At 34.6% G+C, this 19,333-nt stretch carries 18 protein-coding genes; 10 read left to right on the plus strand and 8 right to left on the minus strand.

The genetic code is table 11. The features are described 5' to 3' along the window. The first annotated feature begins 1 nt into the window (after position 1). Genes IPJ80_13645 through IPJ80_13655 form a run of 3 tightly spaced genes read left to right on the plus strand, consistent with a single transcriptional unit; the run spans position 2 to position 2,351 of the window. Positions 2-1,291, plus strand: coding sequence for a hypothetical protein (locus tag IPJ80_13645; protein ID MBK7914529.1), 1,290 nt, complete (start codon positions 2-4; stop codon positions 1,289-1,291). After that, positions 1,292-1,762, plus strand: a complete 471-nt coding sequence (locus tag IPJ80_13650) for a 23S rRNA (pseudouridine(1915)-N(3))-methyltransferase RlmH (GenBank protein MBK7914530.1) — start codon at positions 1,292-1,294, stop codon at positions 1,760-1,762. It begins immediately after the preceding gene. After that, positions 1,755-2,351 (plus strand): rhomboid family intramembrane serine protease, encoded by a 597-nt coding sequence (locus tag IPJ80_13655; GenBank protein MBK7914531.1) that lies wholly within the window; start codon positions 1,755-1,757, stop codon positions 2,349-2,351. The genes IPJ80_13650 and IPJ80_13655 overlap by 8 nt, the downstream gene beginning before the upstream one ends. Positions 2,352-2,378: 27 nt before the next feature. Here IPJ80_13655 and pruA read toward each other — a convergent pair whose 3' ends face one another. Then, complete coding sequence (gene pruA / locus IPJ80_13660) at positions 2,379-4,010, minus strand: L-glutamate gamma-semialdehyde dehydrogenase (GenBank protein ID MBK7914532.1); 1,632 nt, start codon at positions 4,008-4,010, stop codon at positions 2,379-2,381. Beyond that, complete coding sequence (coaD, locus tag IPJ80_13665; protein MBK7914533.1) at positions 4,011-4,487, minus strand: pantetheine-phosphate adenylyltransferase; 477 nt, start codon at positions 4,485-4,487, stop codon at positions 4,011-4,013. Between the two features lie 177 nt (positions 4,488-4,664). Here coaD and lpdA point away from each other — a divergent pair, with 177 nt between their 5' ends. Continuing rightward, the gene (gene lpdA / locus IPJ80_13670; protein ID MBK7914534.1) at positions 4,665-6,062 is read left to right on the plus strand and encodes a dihydrolipoyl dehydrogenase; all 1,398 of its coding nucleotides are present in this window, start codon (positions 4,665-4,667) and stop codon (positions 6,060-6,062) included. A 67-nt stretch (positions 6,063-6,129) separates the two neighbouring features. On the opposite strand, the gene IPJ80_13675 is transcribed toward lpdA, so the two are convergent. From IPJ80_13675 to IPJ80_13685, 3 genes are read right to left on the minus strand one after another with little or no spacing between them, the layout of a single operon-like run. Further along, entirely contained in the window at positions 6,130-6,606 is a 477-nt protein-coding gene (locus IPJ80_13675; protein ID MBK7914535.1) for a DUF962 domain-containing protein, read from the minus strand. 25 nt (positions 6,607-6,631) lie between these two features. Continuing rightward, positions 6,632-7,066, minus strand: coding sequence for a GNAT family N-acetyltransferase (locus IPJ80_13680; protein ID MBK7914536.1), 435 nt, complete (start codon positions 7,064-7,066; stop codon positions 6,632-6,634). 10 nt (positions 7,067-7,076) lie between these two features. Further along, the gene (locus IPJ80_13685; GenBank protein ID MBK7914537.1) at positions 7,077-7,943 is read right to left on the minus strand and encodes a hydroxymethylglutaryl-CoA lyase; all 867 of its coding nucleotides are present in this window, start codon (positions 7,941-7,943) and stop codon (positions 7,077-7,079) included. Positions 7,944-8,283: 340 nt separating this feature from the next. Between IPJ80_13685 and IPJ80_13690 the strand changes: the two genes are divergently transcribed. Beyond that, positions 8,284-9,258 carry a hypothetical protein gene (locus IPJ80_13690; GenBank protein ID MBK7914538.1) on the plus strand — a complete coding sequence of 325 codons (975 nt, stop codon included), beginning with the start codon at positions 8,284-8,286 and terminating at the stop codon, positions 9,256-9,258. On the opposite strand, the gene IPJ80_13695 is transcribed toward IPJ80_13690, so the two are convergent. Beyond that, entirely contained in the window at positions 9,255-10,502 is a 1,248-nt protein-coding gene (locus IPJ80_13695) for a DUF1343 domain-containing protein (protein MBK7914539.1), read from the minus strand. The two genes, IPJ80_13690 and IPJ80_13695, sit on opposite strands and share 4 nt — an antisense overlap. Between IPJ80_13695 and IPJ80_13700 the strand changes: the two genes are divergently transcribed. Then, positions 10,453-11,868: a GIY-YIG nuclease family protein gene (locus IPJ80_13700; protein ID MBK7914540.1), complete on the plus strand. Its 1,416-nt coding sequence runs from the start codon at positions 10,453-10,455 to the stop codon at positions 11,866-11,868. The genes IPJ80_13695 and IPJ80_13700 overlap by 50 nt on opposite strands. Here IPJ80_13700 and pyrF read toward each other — a convergent pair. Together pyrF and IPJ80_13710 are read right to left on the minus strand one after the other, a co-directional pair. After that, on the minus strand, positions 11,850-12,668 hold the full coding sequence (pyrF, locus tag IPJ80_13705) for an orotidine-5'-phosphate decarboxylase (protein ID MBK7914541.1): 819 nt from the start codon (positions 12,666-12,668) through the stop codon (positions 11,850-11,852). The two genes, IPJ80_13700 and pyrF, sit on opposite strands and share 19 nt — an antisense overlap. Before the next feature lie 8 nt (positions 12,669-12,676). Beyond that, positions 12,677-13,762 carry an Mrp/NBP35 family ATP-binding protein gene (locus IPJ80_13710; protein MBK7914542.1) on the minus strand — a complete coding sequence of 362 codons (1,086 nt, stop codon included), beginning with the start codon at positions 13,760-13,762 and terminating at the stop codon, positions 12,677-12,679. Positions 13,763-13,835: 73 nt separating this feature from the next. Here IPJ80_13710 and IPJ80_13715 point away from each other — a divergent pair, with 73 nt between their 5' ends. The 4 genes from IPJ80_13715 to IPJ80_13730 all read left to right on the plus strand — a co-directional run bounded on the left by IPJ80_13715 (position 13,836) and on the right by IPJ80_13730 (position 19,021). Beyond that, positions 13,836-15,845, plus strand: a complete 2,010-nt coding sequence (locus IPJ80_13715; protein ID MBK7914543.1) for a bifunctional riboflavin kinase/FAD synthetase — start codon at positions 13,836-13,838, stop codon at positions 15,843-15,845. Next, positions 15,845-16,576: an RluA family pseudouridine synthase gene (locus IPJ80_13720; GenBank protein MBK7914544.1), complete on the plus strand. Its 732-nt coding sequence runs from the start codon at positions 15,845-15,847 to the stop codon at positions 16,574-16,576. The genes IPJ80_13715 and IPJ80_13720 overlap by 1 nt, the downstream gene beginning before the upstream one ends. A gap of 64 nt (positions 16,577-16,640) precedes the next feature. Continuing rightward, entirely contained in the window at positions 16,641-17,291 is a 651-nt protein-coding gene (locus tag IPJ80_13725; protein ID MBK7914545.1) for a response regulator transcription factor, read from the plus strand. Positions 17,292-17,299: 8 nt separating this feature from the next. Further along, a complete protein-coding gene (locus tag IPJ80_13730; protein MBK7914546.1) occupies positions 17,300-19,021 on the plus strand; it encodes an ATP-binding protein in 1,722 nt (573 codons plus the stop codon). The last annotated feature ends 312 nt before the right edge of the window (positions 19,022-19,333 follow it).

Raw genomic sequence — 19,333 nt, forward strand, 5'->3', positions numbered from 1 at the left:
AATGAAATACCTTACTTTATTATTGGGATTTCTTTATGTATCCTGTGAACAATCAAATCCGCTTCCAACGATACCTGAATGGACTAAAAATAGCACCATTTATGAAATCATGCCACGGCAATATTCAGAAACCAAAAATCTTAAAGGGATCACGCTTGAATTAGACAGAATTAAAAGTTTTTTCTTTAATACAATTGTTATTTTACCCCTGTTTGAACGTGACGAAGCGGGAAATGCATTCAACCCAGTAAGTCCATTTGCATTAAAATCATTTAATCAAATCGACCCAAATCTTGGAAAAGACAAAGATTTGGAAGAACTTATAGATTCCGTTCATTCAAAAGGATTGAAAATTCTCATGGAATGGAATCTTTCTGTAACGGGTCCAAATCATCCCTGGAGAATAGAAAACCCAGAATACTACAAATCTGATACGAAAATTATTGACAAAAGATACAATCAAGACTACATTAAATTAAATCTAGAGAACAAATCACTACAATCAAAATTATACAAATCTTATAAGGATTTTTTTATGAAATTTAAATTTGATGGCGTTGTCTTATATGATTGCAATTTATATCCTTCTGATTTTTTAAATAAAATCCAAACTGCGGTGAATCGAAAAGATGGGTTTGCCCTCATGGAACATAGCTCCACTATTACTAATGGATTTCATTATCACAGCAATTCAGGTTTATACCAAAGATTTCAAAAAATTGACTCAGAAGGTTCTAATATAGATGAATTAAACATTATTGTTGACAGTTGCAGTAATATTCCCTTACTTAATTATGTGCAAGACAATTTAATAAACGAACGCCATGGTTCAGATGTAAATGCCTTTTACAATACCTACAAGTATTTCCATACACTTACATTCTTTCTTCCCGGCATACAATGGATACTAAATGGGCAAGAAGGCCCTCAATTTGAACGAATCAGTATTTTTTCAAGTCATCCATTTTCCAGACAATATAAATTCAACAATGATTTTTATAGAAGCATGGCCATGCAAAAATTTAAGAATCCAGCACTTTGGAATCTTGATACAACAAATTTACCAGTTCGAATTTCCAATTCAAAAGAGGTTTTAGCGCTTGAAAGAAAATCAGGAAATTATAGCATAGTGATGCTATTTAATTTAACAAATAAAGTTGTTCAATTTCAAATTGATAAAGATTATTCAAATTATTACGAAATCTTTAATAAAGTTCCTGTAAATTTTATAAAAAACACGGATTTACAATTAGGACCGTTTCAATCCTTACTGTTTTCAAACGTTTTATAGATGGAACTAGAAATTTGGTGGATTGGAAAAACAGCTGAAAGCTATCTACATCAAGGAATTTCCGTTTACCTAAAAAAGATTAATCACTTTGCAAATGCAAACATAAGAGAGTTTAAGGAAGCTAAAGGCTTAAAAAACATCAAATCAATTAAACAATTTGAAACGCCGGCATTACTTAAAGCGATTCAAGTGCCCGGAATTATACCAATTTTGTTAGATGAAAACGGACAAAATTTTTCATCATTAGAATTTGCCGACTGGTTATCAAAAAATACACAAACATCTAACAGGAAATTATGTTTTATAATTGGAGGCGCCTATGGTTTTTCAGATGAGATTAAAAATCATGTTCCTACTAAAATTGCGCTTTCCGAAATGACATTCACACATCAAATGATTCGATTAATATTTTTAGAGCAATTATATAGAGCGTTCACAATAATAAATAAAATCCCATACCATAATGAATAGCCTCCCCCCTTTAATGACCTATGGATTGATATTGTCAATTCTTGTGATATCAAGTATAGGCTTTTCTAAATCAAATATCATTCAAGACTATAGCCATTTTCCTTATTTGGAAAAAAGATATCGGCAATTTTATCGTTGGTTGAGTTGTGGATTTCTTCATGCAAATTGGTTGCATCTAGGCTTAAATTTATTTGTACTTTATCAATTTGGCAGTACAATTGAGCAGGTTTACAAATCACAATTTGGGTTTTACATCGGTGGATTCCTGTTTATTACAATATATTTTATAATTTTGGTAGCAGGATGCATTCCAACCTATTTTCATCATTTAAACAATACACGTTATTCAAGCATTGGGGCTTCGGGGGCCATTTCAGGAATTCTCTTTATTTATGTACTTTATTATCCTTTTCAATTGTTGTATTTATTTGGAATGGTGCCTATCCCAGCAATTTTATTTGCCCCCTTGTACTTAATTTATTCTTGGTGGGCATCTAAAAATCCCAACGATCACATAGATCATTATGCGCACTTTTATGGCTCAATAATAGGCTTATTCTTAGGACTCCTGGTAAAATATATTTTGTAGAATAATTAATATCCAACATTATTTAATTTAAGCTTCTTCCATAAATGGATATTCAAATTGTACAGGAGGAATAAAATTTTCCTTTATCGTACGGGGTGAAACCCAACGCAATAGATTTAAATGCGAACCCGCCTTATCATTTGTTCCCGAACCTCTTGCTCCACCAAAAGGTTGCTGACCCACAACGGCTCCAGTTGGTTTATCATTAATATAAAAATTTCCAGCTGAATTTCTTAATGCATGTGCAGCTTGGATCGTAACATATCGATCATTACAAAATAAAGCCCCAGTTAACGCGTAGGGCGATGTACCATCAACAGTCTTTAATATTTCATCAAATTTTGAATCCTCGTATACATAAACAGTTAAGACGGGTCCAAAAAGTTCTTCACACATGGTGCTATATTGTGGATTAGTCGTCTTTATTATTGTGGGCTGAATAAAATATCCTTTGGACTTGTCCGAATGACCACCAAAAATAATTTCAGCTTCAGGATCTTTTTTTGCAGCCACTAGATAGGAGGTAATTTTGTCAAATGCTTTTTCATCAATAACCGCATTAATAAAATTAGTAAAATCAGAAGGGTCTCCCATTTTGATTGATTTCAACATGGTTAAACAATGATTACAAACCTCTTGCCATAAGCTATTTGGAATATAAGCACGAGAGGCCGCACTGCATTTTTGACCTTGAAACTCAAATGCTCCCCGAATCATTGCCACCGCAAGTTGCTGAGGGTCTGCTGATGGATGAGCAAGAATAAAGTCTTTGCCACCAGTCTCTCCTACTAAACGAGGAAATGAATGATACTTATCTAAATTCTGTGCAACTTTATTCCAAATTGTTTTAAAAACTTGGGTTGACCCTGTAAAATGAATTCCTGCAAAGTCCCGGTGATTAAAAATTACTTCCCCTGCAACTGAACCTTCAACAAAAACTAAATTGATAACACCCGCCGGCAAACCAGCTTCCATCAAAATATCCATTATCAGTGAAGCGGAATATATCTGTGTTTCCGCTGGTTTCCAAACAACTACATTGCCCATAAGTGCCGGAGCACAAGGCAAATTACCAGCGATGGAGGTAAAATTAAATGGGGTTAATGCAAATACAAACCCTTCCAAAGCGCGGTACTGCATCTGATTCCAAATGCCTGGAGCAGATTCAGGTTGCTGAGTATATATCTCAGTCATAAAACGGACATTAAATCGCAAAAAGTCACAAAACTCACATACGGCATCAATTTCTGCTTGAAATATATTTTTGGATTGTCCCAACATCGTCATGGCATTCATCCGAGCCCTGTATTTCCCAGAAATTAAATCGGCAGCTTTTAAAAAAATGGATGCCCGATCAGCCCAAGGCATACTTTCCCAATTTTCTTTCGCATTTAAAGCGGCTGCAATTGCTTGTTGCACATGACTGGCATTGCCTTTGTGATATTGAGCGATTTTATGACTAATGTTATGAGGCTGAACAATATCTTTTTGAACTTCACTGGTAACTTTTTTACCATTAATGGTCATCCCTATATCCAAAACTTTAGATTTTAATTCATCAAGGGCACATTTTACTTCCAATTTTTCTTTAGAACCTGACCGATAATTTAAAACAGGTTCATTTGAAACCACTGGAATATTTACTATTAAATTTGACATTTACTGGGTTTTAAAAGTTAATACATTTATTATATCCGGAACAAAAGCTTTTACATCCGCTTTTCCTAAAATTAATTCTCTTACGATCGTACTGCTCACATGAGATAATTCTGGTTTCGCAATAAAAAAAACTGTTTCAATTTTATTGACTAAGGTGTGATTAATTTGAGAAATGGTTTTTTCATAATCAAAATCCGATGCATTCCGTATCCCTCTGATAAGATAGTTTGCATTGATTGCTTCACAAAATAAGGCGGTCAGGCCATTATAACTGGTTACAGATACTTTTGATTCATTTTCAAATAACAATTCAATCCAGTGCAACCGTTGCTCTAATGAAAACAAGGTTTTCTTTTGGGAGTTTTCACCGATTGCAATTACAATTTTATCAAACAAAGGCAAGGCACGAAGAACGACATCCTGATGTCCTTTTGTAATTGGATCAAAAGATCCGGGGAATACCGCAATTTTGTTCATCCTGTCTTGATTTTGTGCAAAGATAGGATGCCTTTATCCAGATATTGAAGCTTCGGAATCGAATTCCATTCAAGATTCAAGCTTTTAATCAATATTTCCTAAATAAGCTATTAAAACCTGTTACATATCAATTAATTACAATAATAATCAATAATTTCGCCCTAAATTAATAGATGTATGAAGTTTGACATTATCGTAATTGGTTCCGGTCCAGGAGGCTATGTTGCAGCCATCAGAGCAGCTCAGCTTGGCAAACAGGTAGCAATTGTTGAACGTGAATCCTTAGGGGGAATTTGCTTAAATTGGGGTTGCATTCCTACAAAAGCCTTATTAAAAAGTGCCCAAGTATTTGAATATATAAAACATGCCTCAGATTATGGAATTCAGGTAAATGAAGCCAAACCTGATTTCGGTACTATTGTTAAAAGGAGCAGAAATGTTGCAGATGGCATGAGTAAAGGCATCCAATTTTTAATGAAAAAAAATAAAATCCAAGTATTAATGGGTACTGCCAAACTTCTAAAAGATAAAAAAATAGAAGTTACAGATGGCTCAGGAAAGAAAGATATTGTCTCAGCAGATCACATCATCATTGCAACAGGTGGTCGCGCAAAAGCATTGCCTAATTTACCAATTGATGGAAAACACATAATCGATTATAGAAAAGCAATGACTTTAGAGGCTCTACCCAAGAAAATGGTTGTTGTTGGTGCCGGTGCGATTGGTGTTGAATTTGCCTATTTTTATAATGCGCTAGGCACTCAAGTAACTATTGTGGAATTTATGGAACAAGGTTTGGTTCCAAGGGAAGATGCTGATATTTCAAAAGAATTAACCAAAATTTTCAAAAAAGCAGGCATTCAAACCTTAGCTAATACCAGTGTAGAAAAAGTTGAAAAAACTAAGGAAGGCTTGATCGTAATTACGAAAGACCGAAAAGATTCAAAGGAAACTAGAATTGAATGCGATATCGTTTTGTCTGCTGCCGGTGTGACTGCAAATATTGAAAATCTAGGCTTGGAAGACCTTGGTGTCATCATTGAAAAAGGGCTTATTAAAGTGGATGCTCAATACAAAACAAATATTTCAGGCATCTATGCTATAGGGGATGTAACACCAGGTCAGGCTTTGGCTCATGTGGCCAGTGCAGAAGGGATTATTTGTGTCGAGGCAATTGCTGGTCATCATCCAGAAGCCATTGACTATAACAATATACCTGGTTGTACCTATTGCAGTCCAGAAATAGCTTCTGTAGGTTATACCGAACAAACTGCAAAAGAGGCCGGATTTGAAATTCTGGTTGGAAAATTCCCGTTTTCTGCATCCGGAAAAGCCAGTGCCGCAGGAGCAAAAGAGGGTTTTGTAAAAGTTATTTTTGATAAAAAATATGGAGAATTTTTAGGAGCACATATGATTGGCATGAATGTTACTGAAATGATCGCTGAGGTTGTTGTTGCCAGAAAACTTGAGACCACCGGTCATGAAATCATTAAATCGATACATCCTCACCCAACAATGTCAGAAGCTATTATGGAAGCAGCTGCAGCAGCCTATGGTGAGGTAATTCATTTATAAAGCACGCTCTGACAAAAAGAAATTAAAACGATTTTTTTTAAAAAAATCGAAACCGAACTTTGCTTATTTAATATGGTATTCCCAGTTTTTTATAAATAAAATGCAATAACCAGGCAGGACCAATAAGTAAAAATTGCAAATCCTTTAAAAATGAAGGCTTCTTGCCTTCTATTTTATGTCCAATAAATTGACCAATCCAGGCTAAGGTAAAAATTATCAATAAGGTCCATAAAGAACTGCATGCATTAAGCTGACAATAGGCAATGAGCTTCCAATTTAAATAAAGCAAAATTATACTAATTACCAGAAAGCCTGCAAACATACCTACTGAAAGCCTGACATAATAAATTAAGCTCAATAACAGGATAAGCCCAGCCCAATTTAAATAAAAATTTGATGGAATAAATGGTGGAGTTGGAATATGCATTAATAAGCCGACTAAACTAAAAAGTATTGCAGGAATACAAATCCAATGAATTTGTTTATTGAGCTTATTTTGGTGACTTTCTCCGTAAGTATTTAGCAGTTGATCAAATGTTTGCATGGTATAAAAATTAAACAGGTATAATTCAACTTAAATTTTTTAGCATATGGCGATGTAGAATATTGACCTCAATAAAGGGATCTCCTACCGTTTCGTAATGTAGCTTTGAATAAAAAGGAACTGCAACATCTCTTGCATGTAAAATAATTTTAGTAAATCCTTTTGACTTTGCCCAATTTTCAGCTTCTTTAACTATAAACTGACCAATTCCACTATTTTGGAGAGCTGTTTCTACTGCTACTTGTCGCATCTGCAAACAATTTGCGGAATCTACTTTAAATGATAAACATGCCAATAAATTACCATCCACAGAAAAGGCTCCAAAATGAAATTCTTCTGATTCTGATTCCAATTGCTCCTCAGTAAATTCTAGATTTAACGGAATCCTTAATACAGCAGTACGAAGAGCAATCGCAGCATCATATTCTGGGCTCATGTACAATATTGGCAAAAAATGCATTTCTAATAGATTAATGATACGTATCAAATATTTTCTTTGCGGTAATCATAGCTCCTGAAAAATGATCTAAATTTATATGATTGATTAGGCCGCGGCTTTTAAAATATGAAATCAAATGTTCCGTTGGCATGTTCCCAGTTAAATCATCTTTAGCCATTGGGCATCCACCGTATCCATAAATGGCTCCATCAAAACGATAGCAACCAGATTCGAATGCTGCTATTAATTTTTCTTCCCACAATTCAGGCACTGTATGAAAATGTGCCCCAAATTCAATTTGAGAATAAACTGGTATTAAATGACTAAACAAATAGCGGATCGATTCTGGTTCGGCTACGCCTATTGTATCTGACAATGCAAATGTTTTAATTCCTAATTTATATAAAGCATCGACCCAATGCAAAACGATTTCAGCATTCCAGGGATCTCCATACGGATTCCCGAAAGCCATTGAAATATATATGAGCATTTCTTTTCCACTTTTTGAACACAATTCATGAATTTGTTTAATTCGTTCAACAGAATCAGGTATGCTCGAATTTGTGTTTCGAATTTGGAATGTTTCTGAAACAGAAAATGGATAACCCACATAACTAATTTGAGGGTATAAGATAGCTTCTTCAGCGCCTCGCTTATTGGCAACTATTGCTATGAGCTTTGTATTTGAATGTTTTAAATTTAATTGTTCAACAACTTGGTGAGTATCCTGCATCTGAGGTATCGCTTTAACCGAAACAAAACTTCCAAAATCTAAAGCATCAAACCCGGTATCAATTAATTGTTGGAGGTAGTTAATTTTAAGCTCAGTTGGCACAAAATCATGTAAACCTTGCATTGCATCCCGTGGACATTCAATTAATTTTATAGAGTGACTCATTTGCCTGTATCTTTACAGTTCAACCCGAATGCTGTAATCAACAGCCCAAAAATACTATGGAAATCAGAAAAAGAAGCTTACTCCTTGTTTTAGGATTCTTGTTATTTGTTATTGGGATGCTTTCCTTAATCCTAAGCATGGTCGGTGTTAGCCTTAGTTTTATGCTTCCTATTGATAATTTAGGCATTCTATGGGCGACCAGTATTAAAGTAAGTATGGTGGTATTTGGCTTAGTACTTTTCTACATTTTAATAACAAATAGGTAAAATTGTAATATTTTAACCTAACATTAGTACTAAATTAGTTGAATTTTACGTCCTTTACATACTAATTTGTCAAGATGAGCCAAATTTATTATTACGACGCCCATAAAATAGAATCTGGTCACAGAAGAACCGGAATATTAATTTCCGCCATAATTCACGCCCTGTTATTATTAATTTTCTTTTTAAGAATTTTAGATTTCTCAAAAGAGCCAGAGCAAGAAATTGGCGTAGAAATCCTTTTACCCAGCCAAATTGTAATGGAAGAACCTCCAATCGCAACAGGAGGTGGATCTAGCCCCGGGCCGGAATCAGAGGAAGCCCAGCAAGGCGGGTCACCAGGGAGTGAAGCAAAACCTGCCTTAGAAGAGATGGAAAAGCAGATCGACCGGGCTGAACCACAAAAAACAATCCCGGTTCCAGCGACTCCGGCTCCTAAACCTGTATTGGTAGAAGCAGAGCCACAAGTCGTAAAGGTGGATCCTCCAAAAGTTGAAACACATACCCCTACAACACGCCCAAGTCCAGAAGTTATAAAACCTCCTGTTGAAACCAAACCAGCGCCTTCAACAGGTGGCGCTCATGGAACATCCGGTAACGCCTCAACAGGTGACGATGATAATCCAGGGAGCGGAGGTACCGGAACAGGAACCGGCACGGGAACTGGTGCTGGACCTGCAAATTCAGGCTCAGGAGCAGGCGGTGGCGGTGGCACCGGATCTGGAACCGGCACAGGATCCGGAGATGGCGTAGGTGTTGATTTTGATGAAACGGGGCCGCTTAAACGAAAACCAATTTGGAGACCCGATTTAAAAGATCTTGCGAGAGTCAATGCCCAAATTGTTGTGTTTAATATGTGTATAAATCGGGAAGGTTTAGTTACCTATATAAAATACAATCCAAAGCTGTCAAAAACAAAAGATATGAAGTTTATTTTGGAAGCTCAACGAAAAATGCAACAATATAAATTTCAGGTAGATCAAAAAGCACCGAAAAAAGAATGCGGTACTTATACTTTTAATGCAGCCGGGATGATACAACGATTAAATTAAAAGTCTTCGTACAAAAGGTATTTCTTTCTTTTGTCCATAAACTTTTTAATAGCCGGCTGCCAGGTTTTTCTAATTTCTGCTTCGGTGTTGCCTGCTATTAAATTTTTCCGTAAGCTAGTAGTACCCGCAAGTTTGTCAAAAAATAAATTCTTTAAAAAGAAACTGTCCTTATTGGGCATTTTTTGAAATGCATCAATGAGATACTTTAACTGAATTTTCTTCGATTTTCTCAAATCCATTAAATTAACTGTACGCAAATCATTTCCAAAGCACATTTGATTTTTCCATGGAGGATTAATTGCCTCTGTGCGGGATAATGGAGTAAAACTAAATGGATATTTATTAAAAAACAGAGGATGACCATAAATAAGAAAAGGCCAATCAGTGCCTCTACCTAAACTTACACTTGTTCCCTCGAAAAAACATAGCGAAGGATACAACAATACAGCTAACTGATTCTTTAAATTGGGAGAAGGATTGATTGGTAATTCGTAATATGACTTATGAGAATAATTACTACAAGGAATAATTTTTAATTGAAGTTTGTCTCCAGATTTTATCCATGCTTCCCCTTTAATCATTTTTGCAAGTTCACCTATCGTCATGCCATACACAATTGGAATGGGGTCAACTCCTATAAAACTTTTACAGCAACTATCTAAAACAGGGCCGTCAACATAAAAACCATTTGGATTGGGTCTATCCAAAACTATCAGGGGCACTCCGTTTTCAGCACATGCTTCCATTACATAATGCAAGGTGCTTATGTAAGTAAAAAATCGAACCCCAACATCCTGGATATCGAATAGTAAGCAATCCACATCCTTAAGATCCTCAGAACTTGGTTTAGATTTCTTACCATAAATAGACACGATTGGCAATCCCGTTTTAAGGTCAAATTGATTTTCAATGGCTCCACCTGCCTCTACATCTCCGCGAAAACCATGCTCCGGGGCAAATATTTTAACAATTTGAATCTTTTTAGCTAATAAGGTATCTACTAAATGTACTTGACCTAACTTCGAACTTTGATTGACTACTAAACCAACCCGCTTTCCATCCAATAAATTCAAATAGGAATCCATTCGATAAGCTCCGGGTAAAATTATTTTTGGCTTTGAATACACCAGTTCTGTAAAAGCAATTAATTTTGATTGTGTTAAATAACTTAAAACTAAAATCAAGAGAACAAATTTGACAAGTCCTCGTTTTGCAATTATAGATATAGAAACTACTGGTGGCATAGCTAAACGTGACAAAATTACAGAAATTGCTATTATCGTATACCAGGATGATAAAATAATTGATCGATATGAAAGTCTCATCAATCCTGAACGATCCATTCCCTTTGAAATTACACGAATTACAGGAATTACAAATGAAATGGTTGAAAACGCTCCAAAATTTTACGAAATCGCGAAAGAAATATTAATTAAAACAGAAGATTGCATCTTTGTTGCACATAATGTATTTTTTGATTACAATTTTATTAAAGAAGAATTTCATCAGTTAGGCTATACATTTTCCAGAAAAAAACTATGCACAGTCCAGCTAAGTAGAAGATATTTTAAAGGCTTACGCTCTTATAGCCTTGGATCTTTGATTACTCACTTTAAAATTGAAGTCAAAAACAGACATCGTGCAATGGATGACACATTAGCAACCCTGGATGTGTTTTGCAGGATATTGAAATGCAGCAAAAATCTTGATTCTACTTACAATCCAATAGCATCTTTATTAAGTGAAACAAAAATACCAGCTAGTATAAATAGAAATGATATTGATAATCTTCCAGAATTACCGGGTGTGTATAGAATGAAAAACATACAATTTGAAGCAATCTATATTGGAAAAAGCAAAAATATTAAAGAACGAATTTATCAGCATTTTAATGACACTAGTGCTAAAACATTAAAAATGTTAACTGGTGTCCATTCAATTGATTTCACTTTGACTGGGAGTGAACTCTTAGCATCATTACTTGAAATTAAAGAAATTAAAGAATTACAACCCGAAATCAATAGAGCGCTCAGGAAAAAATCGCATGCATATCTCATGACAGCAAGAAGAACTCCTGACAAATTTCCTGTTTTTACAATCAAGGAATCGGAATGGCTTGATCAGCAGGATGAAGTAATTTATCATTATCCCAGTAAATTGTCTGCAAAACAACATCTCGATTTAATTCTGTTTAACCACCAACTTTGCACAAAAATAAATTCACAGAATGCTGAAGGCAAGCCATGCAACGGATTTCAAATTGGACAGTGCCATGGTGCTTGTGTAGGAAAGGAAAACCTACAAGATTACATTGACCGTTTTAATAAGGCGTACGAAGAAGTAAATAAAATTTTTAAACATGATTTTATTTTACTCACAGATGGACCCAACTATGATGAATTTGGTGTGGTGCTTGTTGAAAATGGATTCTGCAGCTTTACTGGTTACCTTGATAAAAACGAAGGTTATAGCGATATTAAATTATTAAAAGAATCCCTTACGCCCTATCCTGGAAATATTGAATCCAACCGAATTATTGAACATTATCTTACAAAAGACAAGTGTATTAAAAAAATCCTGCTGTCACAAAATCAGGACTCAATAAAATAAGTGTAGGAATCCCTTTGAAAATTTGCTGCTGAAGCCAAAACTTCTGTTTTAAAATCTAAATTTTCATTTGGATAGCAAATTTTTCGAGAAATTGTAACCAACAAGCCACCTTTAGTATTTCGCCCAGCTTTTATAGTATCTTTTAACACACCTCCTTGCTCTCCTACTCCAGGTACCAGCAAGAAATGGTCAGGACAAATTTTACGAATTCTATTAAACTCCTTTGGATGGGTTGCACCACAGACAAACATTATATTTTTAGAGGCCTCAAGTTGCACAAATTTTTCAATAACTCTTTCAAATAACAATTTACCTTTTGAATCTTCCATAAATTCAAAATCAGCACTTCCTGGATTTGAAGTTAAAGCGAGGATAATGCTGTATTTATCTTTATAATCAAGAAAAGGTTGTAATGAATCCAAACCCATATATGGATGTAAAGTCAAAGCATCTACATTTATTTTATTAAAATAATAATTCGCATATTGCTTTGAAGTATTTCCTATATCTGCCCTTTTTGAATCCGCAATTATTAAACAATCCGGTGGGATTATTTGAATTAGCTTCTCAAACTGTAACCAACCTTCAACTCCCAATGCTTCAAAAAAAGCAATATTTATTTTAAATGCGATTGCATTTGTATGAGTCAGCTCTACGATGTCCTTACAAAAATTATAATAAGGTTCATCTAACTTCTTATAAACAGCTGGTAATTTTGATATATCCGGATCCAAGCCTACACATAAAAGACTTCTCTTGAGTTGGATTTGTTCAAACAGAAATTCAGAAGATTTAAACATGATATGTGTTAATTTGCCTGTACTATCTGACTTGGAGCATAAATTAAATTCCGAATATCTATTTTTTCTTTCAATTTCAAAATGATCGTTTTAAACAATTCCGAATAATAGGAATCCAATTGAAATGCTTGTCCTTTGTCAAACGATTGTCGCATTCCTTCTTTTATTGGAATTTGTCCTAAAAGACTTGAATGTGTTTTTTCTGCAAGCCTTTGGCCAGCCCCTTCTCCAAATATAAAATACCTTTTGCCTGGCATGTCATCAGGTTCAAACCAAGACATGTTTTCTATGACTCCTAAAATCGGAACTTTTATTTGATCCAAAGTAAACATATTTGCTGCTTTAACAGCATCGATGTATGCTATTTCCTGAGGAGTGGTCACCATTACAACACCTGTAAGCGGAATTGTTTGGACAAGTGTAAGTTGTACATCTCCTGTACCGGGTGGTAAATCAATTATTAAATAATCCAATTCTGGCCATTGGGTATCAAAGAAAAATTGTTTAATAATTGCTGCTAACCTTGGCCCTCTTAATACTACAGCCTGTTCAGGATCAATAATATTCCCAAGAGATATAATAGAAATTCCATTTACATCAATAGGTTGCATCTTATGTTTACCATCGGATTCCAGGACTTTTGGCTTGAGATCACGGATTCCAAACATGGTTGGAATGGAAGGCCCATATAAATCGGCATCCAATAAACCGACCTTATAGCCGGCCGTTTTAAGTGCAATTGCCAAAAATGCTGAAATACTGGATTTTCCTACACCTCCTTTTCCAGACCCTACTGCAATAAAATTAGAAATATTAGGAAAATTGGTATTTGGTGCCTCCGTCATTGGCAACTGATTAACAAAATGAGCATGAAGTTCAAGATCCGGAAAAGAATTACCTAAAACCTCATGAATTTCAGCATATAGGCTGTCTTTATGTTTATAACTGGCAGATGGAAGATAAATCTTAAAATGAAATTGGCCATTTTCCAATCGAATATCTCTAATCATCCGAAGCTGCACAATACTTCTGCCGGAATCTGGCTCGATAACTATTTGTAATTTTTCAACAATATCCTGAACTAACTGATTCATATTTAGCACAAAAATAATTCGAATTATACCGGAATGGTCTATTAAAATTAATAAATTTGCAAATCTGTTTTTTATGCGCATCATTTATTATGGGCAAGACCCTTTACCTGCATTCAAAAATCCTGTTTTAACAGTTGGCACCTTTGATGGCCTGCATTTAGCGCATAAAAAAATAATATCACAACTTTGTCAATCTGCATCTATATTAAATGGGGAAAGCATCCTGATTTCATTTTATCCGCACCCTAGAACCGTATTAGATCCAGGAGATCAACCCGTCGCCTTGTTAAACACATTGGAAGAGAAAATTCAACTTCTTAATAGCACGGCTTTGGATTATTTGATACTCGTAGATTTTGATTATTCGTTTGCACAAATGTTGCCCGAAGATTATATAGAAAATTTTCTTTTAAAACATTTTACACCTAAAAAGATTATTGCGGGTTACGATCATCGATTTGGAAAAGACGGGAAAGGTGATTGCCAACTTTTACGCACTTATGCTGCTAATCAATATTTTGAATTTGAGGAAATAAAAGCACAATATGTTCAGGAATCGAAAGTAAGTTCTACAAAAATTCGAAAATTAATTCATGATAAGAAAATTCATCAGGCCAATTTGTACCTAGGTTACCCCTATCAATTAGAAGGTAAAGTGATTTCCGGAGATAAATTAGGCCGAAAACTCGGTTATCCAACAGCTAATTTGGAATTTACAGATTCATCTAAATTAATTCCGCCAAATGGAATTTATGCAGCCAAAGTACAGGTTGATGGGCAACTTTATGATGGAATGCTCTATATCGGCAAAAGTGAAACACTTAAAGAATCTGCTAATGCCACTGTTGAAGTTCATTTATTTGAATTTAACAAAGAAATTTATGGTAACTCGATCTGTGTTAAACTGATTGATTTTATTAGAAATGATCAAAAATTTGAAAATTTTGATCAATTAAAACTTCAAATTCAGTCAGATGAACTTGCCACGAAAAAAGCACTGCTTAGAAATGAATTGCATACAGTTCCTTACAGAAATCCAATATATGCAATTGTAATTCTGAATTTTAATGGTTACAATTTTTTAAAGGAATATTTACCATCCGTAGTAAAACACAATACCAGAAACGTCTCTATATATATTATCGACAATAATTCAACAGACGCGAGTTGTGTATTTTTAGAACACCATTTTCCGGAAATAAAAATAATTAAACTTAAAAAGAATTATGGCTTTGCTTCAGGATACAATAAAGGTCTGGCACAAATTGATGCAGATTACTTTATTCTCCTGAATTCTGATGTTATAGTTAAAGATGATTGGATCAGTCCATTAATTTCTGAGATGGAAAAAGATTCAAGCATTCTGATTGCACAGCCAAAAATTTTATCTTTGAAAGAGCCTGAAAAATTTGAATATGCCGGAGCTGCGGGGGGCTATATTGATTTTCTAGGTTATCCATTTTGCAAAGGAAGAATTATTGATTTTCTTGAATCTGACACCAATCAATACCAGGAGATTTCTGAAATATTCTGGGCCAGTGGAGCTGCGATGGTCATTAAAGCAGTTGCATTTAAAGCCATGGGAGGCTTTGATGGTGATTATTTTGCTCATCAGGAAGAAATCGACTTGTGTTGGCGAGTTAAACGTTTAGGTGGAAAAATAATTTATGTGCCAAACGCTGTAGTCTACCATTTAGGTGGAGGAACGCTTGATTACGACAATCCCAGAAAAACCTATTTGAATTTTAGAAATAATTTATTCACTATTTTCAAAAACTCGGATTACCTTCAATTACTATATATTCTTCCCATTCGATTTGTGCTGGATATGCTTATCGCGATCAGTTATTTACTAAAAGGTAAGTTTAAAATTTTTTACAAAATCATACAGGCATACATTGTTGTTATTATTAATACCTTGTATTTAATTCAAAAGAAACAATTTTTAGACAAGCAAATTAGAAATCTAGCGTATGATAAATTTAATCAAAAAGGTATTTTGAAAGCAAGTGTTTTTGTTCAATTCTATTTTTCTGGGAATAAAGAATTTTCAATTATCCCAAAACATTACTTTAAAAATTGATGGCATCCACACTTTGTGAAATTCTATTTGAAAATGAACATTTGTTGGTTGTCAATAAGCCTTCAGGTTTATTAACCATTCCGGATCGATATGATCCGAATAAGCCCAATTTGTTGAACTTATTAAATACCAGCCACGAAGAAATTTTTATTGTCCATCGAATTGATAAAGAAACAAGCGGATTGGTTTTGTTTGCAAAAAATTCAGAAAGTCATCGCTTATTATCTATACTTTTTGAAAATCATGAAATTCAAAAACGCTATGTCAGCTTTACCGAAAATTGCCCTAATCCTGAATCCGGAATCATCAATTTACCCATTGCTCATTCCGTTTTTGAAACCGGTAAAATGACGATTCATAAAAATGGGAAACCTTCAATAACATATTATAAAATCCTTGAGTCTTTTAGAAATTTTTGTATGCTTGAGTTGGAGCCTAAAACAGGCAGAACACACCAAATAAGGGTTCATCTTGCTGCCATATCTTGCCCGATTCTATGTGACCCCCTTTACAGCCAAAGAAGTGAACTTTTTATAAAAGACATAAAAAATCGAGCTAAAATTACCGATTTTGAACAAGAAAGGCCCCTTTTAAGCAGGACTGCACTTCATGCTAATTCATTGGAATTCAGTCTATACGGTCAATTATATCATTTTGAATGTCCTTTGCCAAAAGATTTAAAAGCCTTATTAAATCAATTAAGAAAATGGCAATCTACTCGGAAATTGTAAAAATCTTAAGTAGCTTTGTTTTCCATTTTCAATCATTCCCTCTATTTTTAATCAAAAAATTACAATGCACAAAGTTGCCATTGCAGATGACCATGCCATGTTTGTGGATGGCATTGAATCTATATTGAGAGACGAAGAAACCATTAAAGTTGTCGACAGATGCTTTGATGGCAAATCCGTATTTCCTATGTTATCGAAACAACGAATTGATGTCCTTTTACTGGATATTAACCTTCCGGATATGAGTGGCATTGAAGTTGCGAAGAAAATTAATACTGATTTTCCCGATGTTAAAATTATTGCTGTTTCGATGTACAATGAAGAGAGCATCGTCTCTGAGATGTTAAATAACGGTGCTCAAGGTTATATTCTTAAAAACACAGGTCGGGCTGAACTAGTCCAGGCTATAGAAACTGTCGCAGCCGGGCAAACCTATTTTAGCAAAGATGTTACAGAAACTATTATGGGCGCCTTGTTAAAAAAACCGACCCATAAGAAAACCAGCACATTTCTGATACCTGAAATTTCAAAGCGCGAACTTGAAGTATTAGCCTTAATTGTAAAGGAATATACCACTCCTGAAATCGCTGAAAAATTATTTATAAGCTTGAAAACGGTTGAATCTCACAGAAGCAGCCTGGTTTCTAAATTAAATGTTAGAAATTCAGCTGGATTGGTTCGGGCTGCTATAGAGTTAAAGTTGGTAGAAAAATAAAATACATTTTGAAAAACATTTTACTGATCCTACATTTATTGGCTCTGAGTTCAATAGAAATCACAGCCCAGGACAGTATAAGCCTACAACAAGATTCTTTTCAAATTTCATTACTTGAACCTGACAATCTCGAAACTGAAATTGAATCAGATATATCTGGTCACAGATATCAGGAAGCAGTTAGCAGTATTTTAAATGCAATTGAATATTATAAACAGGAAAACAATCTTGAGAAAGTTTACTATTATCGGTTTTTGCTGGCTCGTATTTACCAAATACTGGGATTCTTTCAAAAAGCGATTAATAGCCTCGAATACTGCCATGTTTATTTTAAACAAGAAGGTCGTGACCTCGATGTGGTGCGGAGTCAACATGCGCTTGCATACGCTTATAAAAAAATGGGCAATACTGATATGGCTTTTTATTTTTTAGGCCAATGCGAAAACAAAAAGGCGGATAGCTACAATGAATTTTGCAAAAACGAACATGAATTGGTAGATGCCTATTTGTTTTTAAACCGATTGGGCTCCACTGCTTCACTCAACAATGTATTCAAATATGCTAAATCGATTGGGAACATAGATTTGCAAATTAAATCCTTAGAGGTTTTAGGTGAATATTTTTATATCCATGCCAACTATAAAAAAGCTGAAATTATTTTTAAAAAAGCTTTAGCGCTTGTCAAACCAATCAAATATTTTGATTATTGCAAAGAATTTTCTTTTCGACTTTATGAATGCAATCACAATGCAGGCGATTTTAAACAATCCTCTGAATACTTGCTAAGCTTTGTAAAATATAATGACACGCTGAATGAGATTAAAAACTCGGAATCCCTGTCAAAACTGATTGGAAAGTACGAACAAAAAGAATTTCAATCAGAAAAAATAGACCTTGAAAAAAGCAAACGGTTATTTGAATTAAAAAGTCGTCGCTCGAATTTCACTTTATATAGTTTATTATTTAGCATTGCTGCAATTTTATTAGCTGGTTTTTTTGTGATCCTATTTTATCAACAAAAACTAGAAACCAGCAACATCATTCATGATCAAAGTGCTCAAATTAACAATCAAAAAATTAAAGAACTGGAAAATAACATGCAACTCCAGTCAATGCAATCTATGATCGATGGGCAGGAATCAGAACGGGAGCGCATCGCACAGGATTTACATGACAGTTTAGGTGGTTTGCTCTCCACCATAAAACTGCGTTTTGATAAATTGGTCCATGAGCAAAAAATTACTGGCCAGGAATCCTATACAAAGCTGTACGATTTAATTGATACGGCCTGTGATGAGGTACGAAATATCAGTAATGACCTTAAACCGGGCTCCCTTGAGAAACTTGGATTAATTGAAGCCATCCGGGATTTATTAAATCGATATATCCACGAACACGGTCCCAATATCATATTTCAATATTTTGGGTTTGAAAAACCAGGAACAATCGATTCCAATATCGCATTAAATATTTACCGGGTTATACAGGAATTAGTCAATAATTCGATCAAACATGCCAATTGTAAAGAGATCTTTGTCCAGTTATCAAAATCCTCCTATGAAATGACTATTTCCGTAGAAGACGATGGAAAAGGGTTTGATGCAGAAACCGTAAAACGGGGAATGGGTCTGGAAAATATCCGAAGTCGTATAAATTACCTAAAGGGCGAGTTTAACATAGAATCCTCTGATAATCAAGGAACTCTGTTTTTGGTTCAAATTCCAATTTAAAAATCAAGATTAGCTGAATCAGGGTAAACCCTGACTCCAATCAGGGTTTACCCTGATTTTTAAAAATCAGGGTTTACCCTGATGTGCAGCTATTATAATTACTAGACCTTTGTATCATCCAGTTCATTAAAACGTTAATGACTACGGAAGCTTGATTTGAATATTGAAAAATGGAATCCAGTTGAGCAGGACTACCGATCTTACAAATCTTAGGTTTGGTTATATTTGTAAACATGGGACTTTCAGGGATGGTTTAACAAAATCCTTTCTTCGCGCTTCGAACTAATTTCTAAATAATACTTTGAAATTAAA

The sequence above is a fragment of the Saprospiraceae bacterium genome (assembly GCA_016714025.1).
In the GTDB taxonomy this organism is placed as follows: Bacteria; Bacteroidota; Bacteroidia; order Chitinophagales; family Saprospiraceae; genus Vicinibacter.